The following is a 17246-nucleotide window of genomic DNA, read 5'->3' on the forward strand; positions in this document are numbered from 1 at the left end:
CTTTTGCACTTAAAAGGCCTCATTATGTAATCTCTATGATTTTTAGCTTCAATATTATTATTCAAAGCTATCGGTATTATTTCCTTTATTCATAAAGCTTATGGTTTTACCTGGTACAATAGTAGATATTGCATGCTTGTATATAAGATTTTGTTTACCATCGCAATCTAATACTATGGTATAATTATCAAATCCTTTTACTTGACCTTTTAACTGATAACCGTTAAGTAGAAAAATAGTAATAGTAATATTTTCTTTTCTCACTTTGTTTAAAAAAACATCTTGTAAATTCATTGTAGTCTTCACAATTGTCCCTCCCTCATAAAATTTTTTAGATAATTTTAAAAGTAATAAATAAGTAATAAAGATATATTCAACTTTATTATAATTTCTCCTTTATATTTTTAACTACGCAATCAATTAATTTATTACTATTGTCAAAGTCATGAATATTAATCCATTCAATATTTTTATCTCTTCTAAACCAAGTTAATTGTCTTTTGGCATATCTTCTAGAATCCCTTTTAAGAATTTCTATGGACTCATCAAGGCTATAGTTACCCTTTAAATACTGAATTATTTCCTTATATCCTAAGCCCTGCATAGATACAAGGTCTTCAGAATAACCCATATTCAATAATTTTTTTACCTCTTCAATCAGTCCCGATTCTATCATAATATCCACACGTCTGTTTATTCTTTCATATAACTTATCCCTATCCATAGTGAGTCCAATAAATATAATATTATATTTATCATTCTCTTTTCTAAAGTCCTTGTAAAAGTAAGACATAGGTTTTCCCGTCTCATGGTATATTTCTAAAGCACGAATAATTCTTTTGGTATCATTTATATGAATTCTATTAGCAGATTCAATATCTAATTCCTTGAGTTCTTCATAAATACATTGGTTGCCATATTGCTTTGCTTTTTCAATGTATTTGCTTCTTAGTTCCCAATTAGAAATAGCTTGAGTAAAATCTAGGTCATAAACTAATGAATTAATATATAACCCAGTACCTCCTACTACAATAGGGAGTTTTCCTCTATCACGAATTAAGGCTATGTATTCGGTGGCTTTAGATTGAAAATCTGAAACAGAAAAACTGTCATCAGGATAGATTTCATCTATTAGATAATGCTCAATACCATTCATCTCTGTTTTAGAAATTTTAGCAGTTCCGATATCCATGTATTTATATATTTGCATAGAATCAGCAGAAATAATTTCTCCATTTATATTCTTTGCCACTTCTATGGATACACTAGTTTTCCCGACAGCAGTTGGTCCAGCTATTATTATAAGTGGTGGCTTTTTGTCTCCCATAAAATCATCCTTTGCTATACTCTTTTAAATCTCTTTTCTAGTTCGTATTTTGATATCTTTATTATTATTGGTCTTCCATGAGGGCATGTATAAGGTTGGTCTGCATTTCTTAAATCATTTAATAAAGTGTCAATCTCTATCTTTTTTATATTATGTCCAGCCTTTATTGCACTTGAGCAAGCCAGCTTCATTATTTTGTCAAGCCTCATCTCATAGCTACTACTAATCCTATCCTTTAAATTATCTAAAATGTCTAAGAATAAGTTTCTTGTATCTGGAACACCAAATACTAGCGGAACACTTCTTATGACAATAGAATTGAGGCCAAAATCATCAATGTCAAAGCCAATCCTATCAAATAAATCAATATTTTCTTTTATTAATTGCATTTCCCCATGGGAAATATTAATAACTAATGGTGTCAATAATTGTTGCTTATAGACTTCATCCGATTCTAATTGAGTTTTTATCTTCTCATACATTATTCTTTCATGAGCGGCATGCTGGTCAATAATATATAGCTCTTTCCCTACTCTATCTTCAGCCATAATATAGGTATCAAATAGATTGCCAATTATGTTAAGATCAGGTATAGGATTGATTTTAGCCTCTATTTTATTTTCATAGCTCATTTCAGGAGATTCGCTTATGCTATAATCTAGAACTCTTATCATATCATCTACGTCGATGAAGCTCTTATCATCATCTTCTTTATCTTCTTTTTTAAATAAAGCTCTATTCCAAACCTGATTTTCAAGACAAAAAGTACTTTTAGATGAGCTTATATCATTGGTGTCTAATAGATTGGTATTGTCTACTTTTTCTCTCTGAATACTATCAATATCTAAAAAGGTTTCTTGGGTCTCTTTTGTATCATCCTTTTTTGCTGGAATAGTAACCTCTGGTATTAAATTGTTACTTGAGAAAGCAGAACCAATAGCTAATGAAAGTGCGTTCTTAAGCTTTTCTATATTATCAAATCGTATTTCTGTTTTTGTTGGGTGCACGTTTACATCAATTAATTCAGGACTTATATTGATGTAAATAGCATATACAGGAAACCTGTTTATTGGAATTAGAGTCTTGTATAGGCTCTCAATAATCTCGGATATTTCCTCACTCTTAATATATCTTCCGTTGACATAGGTATATTGATGATTTCTATTACCTCTAGTAAAAGCAGGACTACTGATTAGTCCACATATCTCTATATCATCTCCAGAATAATCAATATCAAACATAGAATTCACAAATTCTTTTCCCAAAAGGCTATATATCGTAGACTTTAGATCGTGCTTGCCTGGAGTATTTATAATAACCTTATTATCCTTAATGTACTTAAACTTCAACCCTGGATTTCCTAATGCTAGTCTATATATAATATCACTTATATAAGAAGCTTCTATTGTATCACTTTTAAGGAATTTTTGCCTAACTGGTACATTGTAAAATAAGTTCCTTAAAATAATTGTGGTTCCTACAGGACAACCTACTTCACTTTTTTTTATTATTTCTCCTCCATTAATAAATACATGTATTCCACTAATAGTTTCTTTGGTTCTAGTAATAAGCTCTAGCTGCGATACAGAAGCAATACTTGCTAACGCCTCTCCCCTAAAGCCTAGAGTTGATAAAGAATGAAGATCATCTACATTCTTTATCTTACTTGTGGAATGCCTTAGAAAAGCAAGCTCAACATCATCTGCACTTATACCCGTACCATTATCTGTTACTCGAATATATTTTTTCCCGCCGTCTTCAATTTCAACTGTTATAAAAGATGACATGGCATCAATTGAGTTTTCAATAAGCTCTTTTATTACAGAGGCTGGTCGTTCAATTACTTCTCCAGCTGCAATTTTATTTATTGTATTGCTATCTAAAAGCCTAATATTATTCATATATATCACCTATATTTCCTTAGATTCTTCATGGAGATTATATAGTATATTAATAGCATCAATTGGAGTTAGCTTTTCTACATCAATATCCTTAATTTTCTCAATTAGATTACTTTTCTTTATATTGAACAAATCAAGCTGTAAATCATTATTGCTCTTATGGATATTTTCCTTAATCTCCTTTTCACTTACTGAAATCGCTATTTCTGGCTTACTTTCATCTCTCTTTTCAAGGTCTTGCAATATTTCATAGGCTCTGTTTATTACATCACCTCTTACACCAGCTAGCTTTGCAACCTCGATTCCATAGCTCCTATCCGCTCCACCCTTTTTGATTTTCCTTAAAAAGATAATATCCTCACCTTTTTCTTGAACTAAAATTTTATAGTTAAGTACTCCTTCTAATTTATTTTCAAGCTCTGTTAATTCGTGATAATGAGTAGCAAATAAAGTTTTTGCGCCGATTTTTTTTGGATTGCTGATATATTCTATTACTGCCCAAGCAATACTTAAACCGTCATATGTGCTAGTACCTCTGCCAATTTCATCAAGTATTAAAAGACTATTTTGCGTAGCATTATTCAATATATTTGCTACTTCACTCATTTCTACCATAAAAGTACTTTGACCCTGAGACAAGTCATCAGAAGCCCCTATTCTAGTAAATATTCTGTCAACAATACAAATATCTGCCTCTTCAGCAGGTACAAAGCTCCCTATTTGCATCATTAATACAATAAGCGCAACTTGTCTCATATATGTTGATTTTCCTGCCATATTAGGACCAGTAATAACTAAAACTCTGCTTTCATCATTATTTAGATAAGTATCATTTGGAACAAACAAGCCTTCTTCCAATACCTTCTCTACTACAGGATGTTTACCTTCCTTAATATTTATAAAACCATTTGTATTTATTTTGGGTTTAATATAATTATTGTTAAGAGCAGATAATGCTAATGAATTTAAAACATCAACTTTTGCTATTATCTTGCCTGAATCTTGTATTCTCTTAACTTCTGCTGCAATACTATCTCTAATATTAACAAATACCTGATATTCTAAAGCAACCATTTTATCTTCTGCACCTAGAATTTTATCCTCCATCTCTTTCAACTCTGGAGTTATATACCTTTCAGAATTAGCTAGAGTTTGCTTCCTGATAAAATAATCTGGAACAAATTTAATGTTTCCTTTTGAAACTTCAATAAAATATCCAAAGACTTTATTGAAACCAATTTTTAAATTCTTAATACCTGTTTTTATCCGTTCCTGTTCTTCTATTTTAGAAAGCCATTCTTTTCCCTGGACAGATGCTTCTCTAAGTGATTTTATTTCAAAATTATATTCTTTTTTTATAATACCTCCTTCTCTTACTGAAAAAGGAGGATCATCTACAATTGATTTGTCTATTAAGTCGTAAATATCCTCAAGTCCATCAAGTTTATAGCTAATATCAATTAATTCTTCACAGCCCGTATCCTTCAGGAAAGTCTTAATTTGCGGAAAAACCTTGATAGAATTCTTTAGTGCGATTAAATCTCTGGCATTACAAGTTCCATATATGACCTTTGACATGAGTCTCTCTATATCATATACATCTTTTAGTAACGATCTTAAATCATTAATCAGTATTAAATTATCTACAAAATATTCAACAGTGCTTAGCCTGTATTCAATACTCTTTTTATCTAATAAGGGCTCCTCAATCCATTTTTTTAGTAGCCTTCCTCCCATAGCTGTAGAGGTTTTATCAAGCACCCAAAGTAAGGAGCCTTTTTTTGTTTTACCTCTAATAGTTTCAGTAAGCTCAAGATTTCTCCTTGTATTCACGTCCAGAACCATATAGTTATTAGAAGAATACTGATTAATTTTATTTATATGATAAAATGAAGTTTTTTGAGTTTCCCTTAAATATTCTATTAAAGCACCTGATGCAATTACTGAATAATTCTTATCTCTCATGCCCAAACCATCAAGACTAATAACTGATAACTGTCTTTTTATTGATTCTTCAGCAAAACCTAAATCAAAGGTCCATTCATGGTATGTATTTATCATACATTCAAATCGTTGTCTTATCTTAGATGATATTATTTCATTATCATAAAAAAAATTATTGCATATTATTTCTGTCGGCATTATCTTTCCTAACTCATCAAAAAGTGCATCAATAATGTCGACATTTTCTAAAATTCCTTCAGTAGTAAAAAAATCGCCAGTAGAAACGTCAACATACGCTAATCCATACCCTTTTTCATCTAGAAAAATGCAGCATAGATAATTGTTTTTCTTTTCATCCAACATATTAGGATCTATTACCGTACCAGGAGTTATTACTCTAACTACATCTCTTTTTACAAGTCCAACTGCTTTAGAAGGATCTTCAACTTGCTCACAAATAGCAACCTTATATCCTTTTTCTATTAACTTAGCTATATAGGTATCTGCTGAATGAAATGGAATCCCACACATTGGTGCCTTTTCTTTTTGGCCACAGTCTCTTCCGGTTAATGCAATTTCTAATTCTTTCGAAGCAGTAATTGCATCCTCAAAAAACATTTCATAAAAATCGCCTAATCTAAAGAAGAGAATTGAATCTCTATATTTTTCTTTTATTTCTAGGTATTGCTTCATCATTGGTGTCAAGCTCAACACATTTCCCTCCAAATCCCTTGTTATTAATTATTATACCATATGTGTCCTATACTTTCCTATGAATTACAAAAATAGGCTAAATTAATTTAGCCTATTTTGCACAACCAGAACAGTTAGAATGACATTTTCCACAGCAACCGTCACTAGAACTAATTAGTCTAGTTTCTCCAGTCATATATTCGATGATATTATATACATTTTTAAGTAATTTTTCATAGTCTTTTTTAGCTTGCAAATAATTCTGAATCGTAATATCATTTTCTGTCTCGTTTTGCATTTCCTCTTCTAATTTTTTCAGATTACGATATTGAATTGAATCAATGATAGAGAAGCCTAATTCTCTTGCTAATTCTATAGGGCTTGTATTCTTATTCTCCATTGGTTATAGTTCCTTCTAATGTCCATGTTTTTGTGTTATTAATTTTGACTTTAACTATCTTCCCTATTAGATCCGTATCTCCTTCAAAATGCACTAGCTTACTTGTTCTGGTTCTACCACTTAATATTGTAGAATCAGTCTTACTAGTTTCCTCTACTAAAACTTCCTGAACAGTATTTAAGAGCTGGGAATTTTTATCATGACTTATGGGATTGAGAACATCCAGCAGCTTTTTCAATCTTTTATGCTTAATTTCTTCAGGAATTTGATTCTCCATTTTAGCAGCAGGGGTTCCTTCTCTTATGGAATAGAGGAAGGTAAAGGCTGAATCAAACTCTGCTTTTTTTACAATGTCAATGGTTTCCATAAAATCTTCCTCTGTCTCCCCTGGGAAACCAACAATAATATCAGTAGTTAATGAAATATTAGGTATCTCATCCTTTATTTTTTTAACTAATTCTAAATATTGTTCCTTAGTATACTTTCTATTCATAAGCTTTAATATTTTGTTACTGCCTGCTTGAAAAGGTAAATGTATATGTTCACAGACTTTATTACATTTTTTTATTGCATAAATAAGTTCATCTGATAAATCTTTTGGATGTGATGTCATAAATCTAATTCTTTCGATTCCATCTATGTCATTAATCAAATAAAGCAAATCTGCAAAGGTTATTTTTGAGTCTAATGATTTTCCGTATGAATTAACATTCTGCCCCAAAAGGGTGACTTCCTTAAAGCCTTCATCTGCAAGATTTTTAATTTCATTTACTATATCCTCGGGCTCTCTGCTTTTTTCTCTTCCCCTAGTATAAGGAACTATGCAATAGCTACAAAAATTATTGCAACCATACATAATATTAACAAAAGCCTTAAATCCATATTTTCTTTTTGCAGGTATACCTTCTACAATGTTTCCTGCATCTTCCCATACATCTATAATCATCCTAGTATGTTGATTATGATTTGCAATTAGCTCAGGAAGCTTATGAATATTATGTGTTCCAAATATTATATCAACAAATTTATATTTCTCTTTAATTATGTCTCTTATTTCTTTTTTCTGCATCATACATCCACATATTGCAATTATCAAATCTGGGTTTTCTCTTTTCAATGCCTTTAATTCTCCAAGGTTACCGTAAACCTTAAATTCTGCATTTTCTCTAACTAGACATGTATTGAGAATTATTAGATCCGCTTCTTCTTTTTTATCTGTATTTATATATCCTAAGGATTCTAAAATTCCTGACATTTTTTCTGAGTCGTGTTCATTCATTTGACATCCCCAGGTTAAAATTGTATACCTTTTACTGCTATTTATCATTAGGACCTCCACCTTCTTTATATCTATTTCATAACTATTATAATAAGCTTTATTCATTATAACAAACATAGCAATAAAAAAAAAGTAGTTCTATCACTATAGTTCTTAATCCAAGTCTATTATACTGTTAAATAAAATATATTTTATTAATTAAAGAGGAAGATTAGCTCTCCCTCTTTATAAGAACTTTCCTATTCGTTATAAAAAATCCTTCATTGTATATTCTAAATTTTCTGTTTCATTTATTACTTTCAGAATGGTTCTTTTCAATAATTCTCTATCTGTTGAAAAGATATGTTCTTTTTCTTCTTTATCACTTAAATCCAAAAATACGCTTATTCCGTCAATACCTTCTTGAATTTTAAGCAATTCCTTTTCATACAATCCAATATTAGCTAAAATCAGGGTTGGATAATTGATCTGTTTCAATTCCATGCTGGGACAGTCATCTAGGCTGCTTATTTCGTATTTTGAAAACCCTGCCATTATCATAATAAGCCTTATTAAAGTCATTTCATTGTAAAAGTAATTACCGTAATTTTTATTAAAAAAGCTTTCTGAAATAAAGGCCCTTACACTTTCTTTAGGATATATCCACACTATTTCGGATATATCTCTATCATTAACTGGTTTTTTATAATCAAAAAAGGTCTTAATAAAGTAGTTACTATAAAATAAGTCTTCTGTTTTAAAATAAACCTTTTTAATATTATTACTATCAGTATATAGTTTATATTTTAAATAGCTGAGAGCTAAAAAGTTAATGAAATCTTCAAAGTTATCATTTTCTAAACGATTGTTATAATAAAATTCAATATTAATTGGAAAAGGTGTTATGTTGCTAATAATGTATGAAACTAAGCTATAATTAAATACTTCCCTTCTTATCGGATCCGACTGCTCATTCATATAGTTCTTAAATATGTTTATTTCCTTAGGTAATAAAGGTGCAGTTTCAGTATTAGGAAACATAATTTATTCTCCTTTCTATAAGTATTTTTTGAAGAAAAGAGAATAATTATATTAATTTATTTATGTTATTTAATGAAAACTATACATAATGATATTAAAAAAGGTTATTATATAAATCTATTGTAATATTATCTTTTTGATAATTTTTCAAAAAAAAGTTTATTATTTGACTTAACTTAGCTATTCCAAAATCAATTTCATCTTTATGAACAGAGGCTATGCTCAACCTAAAGTACTTTGTATCTCGTTGCCAAATATCAAATAAAGAGCCTGGAGCTATGGTTATACCATTTTTAAGGCATAGCTTATACAATTCATTAGCAGAATAGCTGCTAGGTAAGGAGAACCAAAAATTAAGACCTCCTTGAGGTAAAGTATATTTTACCTGCTTTGGCATATATTTTTTTATGCTCTTAATTATGGTATTGTATCTTTCAGAATAAACAGTACTCATACGTTCAATATGCTTTTGCCAAATTCCTTTTTCTAAATATAGATGAAATGCCCTTTGTATCAAGCCAGAGGTCGAAATATCTGATATATGTTTAGCTGATAACACTTCGCTATATATAGTTTGTGGTATTATCATAAAAGCAAGTCTTAAACCAGGCATAAAGATTTTAGAAAAGCTTTTAATATATATCACTTTATCCACTGTATCAAGGGATTTTAAAGTGTTTTTTGGTTGATTGAATAAATGTAAGTCACTTAAATAATCGTCTTCAATAATATAAAAATTATGTTTCACAGCTAATTCAATTAGTTTTTTCATTTTTGCTACAGTATAAGAATATCCAGTAGGATTCTGAAAGTTAGGCATTACATATATGAACTTTGGTTTAAGACTCCTTAGCTTATATTCTAAGTCTATTAAATCTATTCCGTCTTTATTTATAGGTATCTCCACTATTCTAGCAGATCTAGATTTGAATACAGCTATTGCACCTGTATATGTAGGATTCTCTGTGAATACAACGCTGCCATATTCAATTAAAGCCTTTGATAAAATATCTATACCTTGCTGTGCTCCAGATATTATATGTATATTGTTTTCGTTGGCCTTTATATTAAAACCAGATAGATAGTTGCTTATTGCTTTTCTAAGATCTAAATAACCTTGGCTTTCCTGATAGGTAAAAGCTCTTCCTTTATCTCTATCTAATACTTCATTCAAAACTATCTTAAAGTCATCTATGGGAAAAAGATCTGGCATAGGAGCAGTGCTAGCAAAATTAATTATTTTCTCTTCCTTTTTCATGTCTAAAAATAGGTTTAAACTGTCCAAATTCATACTCGTTTCTTCATCTAGTATTAGTTTGTTCACTTCTTTACTCCGTATATCCTGAACAAAAGTACCACTCCCTATTTTTTTGTAAATATATCCTTCTGTCTCTAATTGATTATAAGCATTTACTATTGTACTATTATTTACTCCAAGTTTATTTGCTAAATATCTAATAGTTGGTAATTTTGTATGAGGTTCAATATTATTTGACTCTATTAATCTTTTTATCTCCTCAAATAACTGAAGGTATAAGTATTTATTATTGCTCTTATCAAGCTTAATATCTCCAATTCGCTCCACCTTTTAATCCTCCATTTTTTACACAATAAAATTGCATATACACAATATTATATTATCATAGTTAAGGTTTTTTTCAAATTTGTCTATTATAAAAAATTAAACCTAACGTAATAGTTAGGCTTAATTTTATTTTTTACCAAAAAATTTTGTTAATATTCCTTTACTGGATTCCTGTTCTCTTTTCAATTTATCCTTCAACTCAACTACCTGATAGGATTTTTCTTTTAGCTGCATTTTAAGCTTAATATTTTCACAAATTAGAACATCTCTTTCATTACTATTAATATCATTTCTTAATTCAGCAATCTCATCCTTGAGCTCATTTATTACGTTCAAATTAGTATCTGCTTTCTCGATTAAAATAGATCCCAATCCTTCAGTAATTAATTCTTTAAATATTTCATAAATTTCAGTAGAACTAGGAATCACCTCAGATTCCTTCTTCACTAAAGTAGTTACCGCAGCTTCACCATCAGTGACTATAAGCTCTGGAGAATTAATGATTAGCTTAATTTGCTTGTTTGTAAAACCTTTCTCTTGTAATGCTTTGATGTAATTATAAATTTCTAGTTCCTTATAAGTATAATACCTATGATTAGAGTTATTTCTTGGTATCTCTAATTCAAATTCTTTCTCATAATACCTTATGACATGAGGCTGGTAGCCAGTCATTTCCGAAACCTCAGAGATTGTATATTCTTTTTCTGCATCGTACACAAAATTCACCTCCTCAAAATTCATACATAATAAATGAATTCTTCATTTATTAAATATATCCTTTACTTTTTTTATATTATCGACCAAAATATTCCGATAAATTCAAACATAAATTTCAGTTATTTAATAAAAAAAAACTAAAAATTGCAGGTTTCTACATTTTTTATGGATAAAAAAAATGGGTGAATTATCACCCATTTAGAACTCTATTTCTTTATTCAATAGACTTAGCAATAAGCTTATGCAGCTATTTACATCATTCTTAGAAATTGTTTCGCTAGGACTATGCGCATATCTAGTGGGAACTGAAATTACTCCTGAAGGAATCCCTTCTTTTGTAAGATGAATAGCTCCTGAATCAGTTCCACCACGCTCTAATATTTCTAGCTGATAAGGTATATTATTTTCTTTCGCGGTCTTTACCATAAAATCCTTTACTACTGGACTAACTATTATGCTTTGATCCTTTATTTTTATAGCTGCACCTTTATCTAATCCTACTGCAAATCGTTTTGCTTTAGGAGTATCACCAGAGCCTGTAATATCTACTGCTATACCAAAATCAGGATCAATGCTATAAGCAGAAGTTTTTGCACCTCTCAAGCCTACTTCTTCTTGGGATGTAAAAACAAAATAAATATCATTATTGGTTTCCTTCAAATTTTTTATTGCTTCAATTAATATATAGCAACCTATTCTATCGTCAATACAGCCTGAAATAACATTATTTTCGTTTTCATAATACTGCGATGTATATACACATGAATCTCCTATACTTACTTTTCTCTCTGCTTCATCCTTTGAACTAGCTCCTATATCTATATACATGCTTTCTAAACTAAGCTTACTCATATCTTCTGTAGGTTCCATATAAATTACGCCTGTTATGCCATTTTTAAAAATAACACGTTGCCCAAGAGAAACATAAGGCGATATGCCACCTATATTGGTAAATCTTAAAAAGCCTTTCTCATCTATGTCTGTTATCAATAACCCTATCTGATCCATATGAGCTGCTAACATAACTTTTTTCCCATTTCCTTTTTTTCTAGCAATTAGATTTCCTAATCTATCAATTTTAAATTCATCTGCATAGTCCTTAATCTCATCACGAATGATTTCTGCAACTTGATTTTCATCGCCAGAAGGACCAAAGGCATTAACTAATTTTTTGAATAATTCTCCATTAAAATTCATTATTAAAACCTCCCTTTTCTATATCATCAATAAATAGATTTAGCAGTTTTTCTGCATTAGCATAATCATCTTTACTCATAACACTAATAGGTGAGTGAATATATCTACATGGAACCGAAATAGTAGCAGTTACTGCCCCTCCCTTTGCTAAGTGAATTTTCCCAGAATCATTACCACCAAAAGTAGTTTTTCTTAGCTGATAAGGAATGTTATTCTTCTTTGCAATATCTATAATAAGTTTTCTTAAATCCTTATTAAATATGGTTGTTCTATCCATTACAGAAATTGCAGGTCCTTTTCCTAACTCTGTTGCTTGCAGGTGTCCTTCTATTCCAGGTACATCTGAGCAAGTTGTTCCTTCTAATACAACCCCGATATCTGGCTCTATTCCATATGCAGCAGGGCCAGCACCTACTAGTCCAATTTCCTCCATTACTGTAAATACCCCATAGATAGAAAGCTTCTTTTTAGTCTTTAATATGTCTATCAATATATTACATCCCACTCTATCATCTAAAGATTTAGCTTTTACTAAATTATCTCCAAATTTAACATATTCACTTAAGAAAGAAGCATATTCACCAGGCTTTACAAGCTTTTCAGCTTCATCTTTACTGCTCACACCTATATCTATATACAATTCCTTGTAATCCAATGCTTTTTTCCATTCAGTTCTTTTTTGTAAATGAAAAGGTTTTGCTCCGATTACTCCATTTATTTTTTTGTTGCCCACTATTACTGGCTTTGAAACTAGTACTCTTTGATCTATGCCTCCTACGCATGTAAATCTTAATAATCCACTATCTTCAATCCTTGTAATCATCAGTCCTACTTCATCCATATGAGCAGCTATCATTAATTTAGGAGTATCAACCTCTCCTTTTTTATATGCAATAATATTTCCTATCTTATCTACTTTAATATCATCTACATAATCCTTTATTTCATTAATTATTATTTCTCTTACTTCCTTTTCATTTCCTGAAATTCCTCTGGCTTCTGTAAGTCTTTTTAATAGCATAATAATCCCTCCAAATTATCATGAAAAATACCAGATATAAATCTAGCTAATAATTTAGCAGACATCTTGATATCTTCAATATTGATAGTTTCTATCGAGGTGTGCATATACCTTAGAGGTAGAGAGATTAATAAGGTTGGAATTCCACATCTGGTTATTTGCATTGCACGAGCATCTGTACCAGTAGGTCCTGGATCTATTTCAAACTGATGAGGAATATTATATTCTCTAGCAACTTCAACAAGTTTTTCTCTTAGTTTCGGATGAATATTTCCTCCAATAGTTATTCCAGGACCCTTTCCCATGTCCAATGAATACTCCTTTGGTATTTCTGGAGTTGAGCCAAATCCAACATCAATGGCAATACCTATATCTGGATTGATTTTATATGTACTAGTAGTAGCTCCTCTTACTCCTACTTCCTCCTGAATTGTTGATACAAAATATACGTCAGCTTGATGTTTTAGGTATTTTAATTCTTTAGCACATTCATACATAGTAACTACGCCTGCTCTATCATCTAAAGCTTTTCCACTTCCCCAATTCCCCTGCAATTTAAGAAAATCTCTTTTAACTGTTATGATATTACCAATTTCAACTAGTTCATCTAGTTGCTCCTTTGAAAAGCCAACATCAATAGTTAAATCCTCAGTGTTCACCGCCTTTTCCCTTTCGGATTCATCTTGCAAATGCGGAGGCTTAGCTCCTATAACACCAAATAAATCATTTTTGCCATGTACAATGACCTCTTGTGCCAATAAAGTTCTAGGATCAATTCCACCTATTGTAGTAAACTTTATAAAGCCTTTGTCATCAATGTCAGTAACCATAAGGCCAATTTCATCCATATGAGCCGCCAGCATTATTTTGATATTTTTCAAGTTGTTTTCGCCTTTTTTTACCGCAATAACGTTTCCTATTTTGTCTGTAGTAATTTCATCCGTAAGGTCTTTAAAAGCTTCAATAATAAAATCAGATACTCCTTGTTCATGTCCTGAGACACCTGATTTTTCACATAAAAGCCTTAGTAATTCGTTTGCTTCCAAATGTTTTCTCCCCCTCTTTTTTATATTTATAGATATTATATTATTGTATTAAGGTTAAATATAATAATATAATAAACTAAGTTAATAAACATTTTTTTTATAAAAAAATGTTTTTGCCGATTTTAAATTATATCTTTCTGGCATTATTATTTGTTCTGTGCTTCCAACAAATAATACTCCATCGTTACTTAAAGAATCATGAAACTTTTTATAGATATTCACCTTAGCTTCTTCAGTAAAATAAATCAAAACATTTCTACATAAAATAAGATTGCAGTTATTTGGATATTTATCTTTAAGTAAGTCAATTCGACTAAATTTAACACAATCCTTAATTGATTGATGGATTTTATAATTACTTCCAATAGATTCAAAATATTTATTTTTCAAGTCAATTGGAACATTCTGAAGACTTTTTTCATTATAGATGCCCGTCTTAGCTTTTTCAATTGCACCTGCGTCAATATCAGTAGCAAGAATACTTATGTCTGATAATTTTAAAAATCTTGTCAGCAGCATCACCAGTGTATACGGTTCTTCTCCTGTAGAACAGGCACTGCTCCATATATTTAACTTTCTATTATTATTTATCAAGCTTGGTAATATCTCTTTCTCTAAAACATCCCACTGAGTAGGATTTCTAAAAAATTCTGATACGTTGATAGTTAAATAGTTTATGAACTCGTCAAGCAGTTTAATATCATTTTTTAGTCCATCAAAATAATCATCGAAATCTGTATACTTATTTCTAGTTAATAATGACTGGATTCTCCTTTTCATTTGCTTTTCTTTATAGCTTGATAAATCTATTCCAATTAATGAAAAAACCTGTTTCTTAAAAAATTCATACTTGTCCATCCTTTGTCCCCTTTTCTATAATGCTGATATGTATAGTATCTATTCTATCAATAAAAAAAGCCTGTGGCAATATGCCACAGGAAACTATATAAAGGGGGTCTTGATGTATTTTGTGAGGTCACTATTATTTTTTACATAAATCGAAAAAATATTCTACTTTATTAATCTCTCAACACAAATTTATTTGTTGCTTGGGTCATAAGCAGTCTCGCAACACAGATATATTTGCTCGCTATTGCTCACATAAATCGGGTTAGGTCATAAAAAAAAAGAATGAGGTTAATAACCCCACTCTACTTATTTTCTTTAAGAATATCACCTATTGTTATTTCTTCTTCAGTGTTATACTCTATAGTTTCATTGACTTCTTTTTCTACAGCTTCCTTAATGCTTAAGCTTATTTTTTTCTCTTCCTTATTAATATCTAGAATCTTAACTCTTACATTTTCACCAACTCTTAGTTCTTCAGATGGTTTTGCTATATGTTTATCTGAAATTTGTGATATATGAACTAATCCTTCAATACCTTGTTCAAGCATTACAAATGCACCAAAATCAACTAGTCTAACTACTTTTCCATCAACAATATCTTCAATATTATATTTTTCATCTATGTTTTCCCATGGATGTGGAGAAGCTTGTTTTAATCCTAATGAAATCCTATTTTTTTGTTTATCAGCATCTAATATCAGTACTTTAACAATATCTCCTTCTTTAACTACTTCTTTTGGATGCTTCACATGAGACCATGAAAGATCGGAAATATGAATTAGACCATCTACTCCTCCAATATCAACAAAAACTCCAAAATCGGTAATTCTCTTTACTTCACCTTCAATTATTTGACCTTTTTCTATGTTCTTCCAAAGCTTATTCTTTTTACTTTCAGCTTCTTCTAATTCAACACTCTTTCTTGAAAGAACAATTCTCTTTTTATTTCTATCAAAATCAATTACTCTCACATCAAAGGATTTTCCCATATAAACTTGTAAGTCGTTTACAAATCTATTAGCTATTTGAGAAATAGGAATAAACCCTCTTAGTCCCTTTACTAAAGCAATAACTCCACCATTTACAATTTCAATAACTTTAGCATTTACAATAGATTTATTATTAAATATTTCTTCTATTTCATCCCAGCTCTTTACTGTGTCTACCCTCTTCTTAGATAGAATTACATTACCATCGCCATCATCTAATCTTAGAATAAGTACTTCTATTTCGTCCCCTGCAGAAAGAATATCAGAAGGTGTTATATCAGGATCATTAGTTAACTCATCTCTTTTTATTATTCCATCTGATTTGTAACCAATGTTCACCATTACTTCATCATTTCTTACTGATATTACTTTACCCTTTACAGTTTCTCCTCTATGAACCTTCACCATTGTATCCTCAATGGCCTTCATCAGTTCATTCATATCTCCTAAATTGCTCATTTTGTCGTAAACCTCCTTAATAATCCAGCTGGGAGTTGAAGCTCCAGCTGTTAACCCTACAGTATTAAATTTTTTTAGTTCACTAATAGGTAATTGGTCTGCTGTTTCAATATGAAAAGTATTATTGCAAAATTTTCTACTAATTTCAACAAGTTTCTGAGTATTAGAACTATGGTATCCACCTATAACCACCATGGCATCTGATATTTTAGATATCTCTTCACAAGACTTCTGCCTTAGCTGAGTGGCATTACATATAGTATTGAAAATCTTTACTTCATTTCCTTTGAGTGAAACTAGTTCTGCTAACCTATTAAAATTACCTTCATAAAAAGTAGTTTGTGCTACAATACATATTTTATCATAATTTAACATAACTTCAATATCTTCTTCATTATTTATTATTATGGCGCTATTATCACACCACCCATTGATACCAACAACTTCTGGATGCTTAGCATTGCCAATAATCACAATTTGGTAGCCAAGAGCATTGAATTTCTTTACCTTATTTTGTATTTTTCTTACAAAAGGACATGTGCAGTCAACAAGTTCGATATTCTTCTCTTTAGCAGTATCATACACATGTAAAGGAACTCCGTGAGATCTGATAATTACCTTGCTATTATCAGCTTCCTGAATATTTTCTATAATGTCTAATCCCTCTTGCTTAAGCTGTTCTATTACATGATTATTGTGAATCAAAGGACCTAAAGAATATGTCTTAGTAGTATTTTCAGATAATATTTTTTTTGTTGTTTCTATAGCTTTACTTACTCCAAAGCAAAAACCTGAATTTTCTGCAATTATGATTTTCAA

General features: G+C 30.4%; 14 protein-coding genes. All 14 read right to left on the reverse strand.

The features are described from left to right. Positions 1–57: 57 nt before the first annotated feature. The 14 genes from hfq to QO263_RS12390 all read right to left on the reverse strand — a co-directional run bounded on the left by hfq (position 58) and on the right by QO263_RS12390 (position 17246). Positions 58–309 (reverse strand): RNA chaperone Hfq, encoded by a 252-nt coding sequence (gene hfq, locus QO263_RS12325; protein ID WP_285629300.1) that lies wholly within the window; start codon positions 307–309, stop codon positions 58–60. Positions 310–382: 73 nt separating this feature from the next. After that, entirely contained in the window at positions 383–1327 is a 945-nt protein-coding gene (gene miaA / locus QO263_RS12330) for a tRNA (adenosine(37)-N6)-dimethylallyltransferase MiaA (RefSeq protein ID WP_285621899.1), read from the reverse strand. A gap of 14 nt (positions 1328–1341) precedes the next feature. Further along, entirely contained in the window at positions 1342–3228 is a 1887-nt protein-coding gene (gene mutL / locus QO263_RS12335; protein WP_285621902.1) for a DNA mismatch repair endonuclease MutL, read from the reverse strand. Positions 3229–3237: 9 nt separating this feature from the next. After that, positions 3238–5886, reverse strand: coding sequence for a DNA mismatch repair protein MutS (gene mutS / locus QO263_RS12340; protein WP_285621904.1), 2649 nt, complete (start codon positions 5884–5886; stop codon positions 3238–3240). 91 nt (positions 5887–5977) lie between these two features. Further along, positions 5978–6265: a hypothetical protein gene (locus QO263_RS12345; RefSeq protein ID WP_285621907.1), complete on the reverse strand. Its 288-nt coding sequence runs from the start codon at positions 6263–6265 to the stop codon at positions 5978–5980. Next, positions 6255–7592: a tRNA (N6-isopentenyl adenosine(37)-C2)-methylthiotransferase MiaB gene (gene miaB, locus QO263_RS12350; protein WP_285621910.1), complete on the reverse strand. Its 1338-nt coding sequence runs from the start codon at positions 7590–7592 to the stop codon at positions 6255–6257. The genes QO263_RS12345 and miaB overlap by 11 nt, the downstream gene beginning before the upstream one ends. A gap of 198 nt (positions 7593–7790) precedes the next feature. Next, a complete protein-coding gene (locus tag QO263_RS12355) occupies positions 7791–8564 on the reverse strand; it encodes a hypothetical protein (protein ID WP_285621913.1) in 774 nt (257 codons plus the stop codon). 94 nt (positions 8565–8658) lie between these two features. Further along, complete coding sequence (gene pdxR / locus QO263_RS12360) at positions 8659–10149, reverse strand: MocR-like pyridoxine biosynthesis transcription factor PdxR (RefSeq protein WP_285621915.1); 1491 nt, start codon at positions 10147–10149, stop codon at positions 8659–8661. A gap of 126 nt (positions 10150–10275) precedes the next feature. Further along, entirely contained in the window at positions 10276–10866 is a 591-nt protein-coding gene (locus QO263_RS12365; RefSeq protein WP_285621917.1) for a MerR family transcriptional regulator, read from the reverse strand. Positions 10867–11064: 198 nt separating this feature from the next. Continuing rightward, entirely contained in the window at positions 11065–12063 is a 999-nt protein-coding gene (locus tag QO263_RS12370; RefSeq protein WP_285621919.1) for a M42 family metallopeptidase, read from the reverse strand. After that, complete coding sequence (locus QO263_RS12375) at positions 12053–13084, reverse strand: M42 family metallopeptidase (protein WP_285621922.1); 1032 nt, start codon at positions 13082–13084, stop codon at positions 12053–12055. Before QO263_RS12375 ends, QO263_RS12370 begins: the two co-directional genes overlap by 11 nt. After that, positions 13075–14130, reverse strand: a complete 1056-nt coding sequence (locus QO263_RS12380; RefSeq protein WP_285621923.1) for a M42 family metallopeptidase — start codon at positions 14128–14130, stop codon at positions 13075–13077. Before QO263_RS12380 ends, QO263_RS12375 begins: the two co-directional genes overlap by 10 nt. Before the next feature lie 81 nt (positions 14131–14211). Continuing rightward, positions 14212–14988: a CheR family methyltransferase gene (locus tag QO263_RS12385; RefSeq protein WP_285621926.1), complete on the reverse strand. Its 777-nt coding sequence runs from the start codon at positions 14986–14988 to the stop codon at positions 14212–14214. A 293-nt stretch (positions 14989–15281) separates the two neighbouring features. Next, positions 15282–17246, reverse strand: a complete 1965-nt coding sequence (locus tag QO263_RS12390) for a bifunctional 4-hydroxy-3-methylbut-2-enyl diphosphate reductase/30S ribosomal protein S1 (protein ID WP_285621929.1) — start codon at positions 17244–17246, stop codon at positions 15282–15284.

The sequence above is a fragment of the Proteiniborus sp. MB09-C3 genome (assembly GCF_030263895.1).
GTDB lineage: Bacteria > Bacillota > Clostridia > Tissierellales > Proteiniboraceae > Proteiniborus.

Coding starts and splice junctions, on each gene's coding strand:
- miaA (WP_285621899.1), bottom strand. CDS start 1,327: ATGGGAGACAAAAAGCCACCACTTATAATAATAGCTGGACCAACTGCT.
- mutL (WP_285621902.1), bottom strand. CDS start 3,228: ATGAATAATATTAGGCTTTTAGATAGCAATACAATAAATAAAATTGCA.
- QO263_RS12345 (WP_285621907.1), bottom strand. CDS start 6,265: ATGGAGAATAAGAATACAAGCCCTATAGAATTAGCAAGAGAATTAGGC.
- miaB (WP_285621910.1), bottom strand. CDS start 7,592: ATGATAAATAGCAGTAAAAGGTATACAATTTTAACCTGGGGATGTCAA.
- QO263_RS12355 (WP_285621913.1), bottom strand. CDS start 8,564: ATGTTTCCTAATACTGAAACTGCACCTTTATTACCTAAGGAAATAAAC.
- QO263_RS12370 (WP_285621919.1), bottom strand. CDS start 12,063: ATGAATTTTAATGGAGAATTATTCAAAAAATTAGTTAATGCCTTTGGT.
- QO263_RS12375 (WP_285621922.1), bottom strand. CDS start 13,084: ATGCTATTAAAAAGACTTACAGAAGCCAGAGGAATTTCAGGAAATGAA.
- QO263_RS12385 (WP_285621926.1), bottom strand. CDS start 14,988: ATGGACAAGTATGAATTTTTTAAGAAACAGGTTTTTTCATTAATTGGA.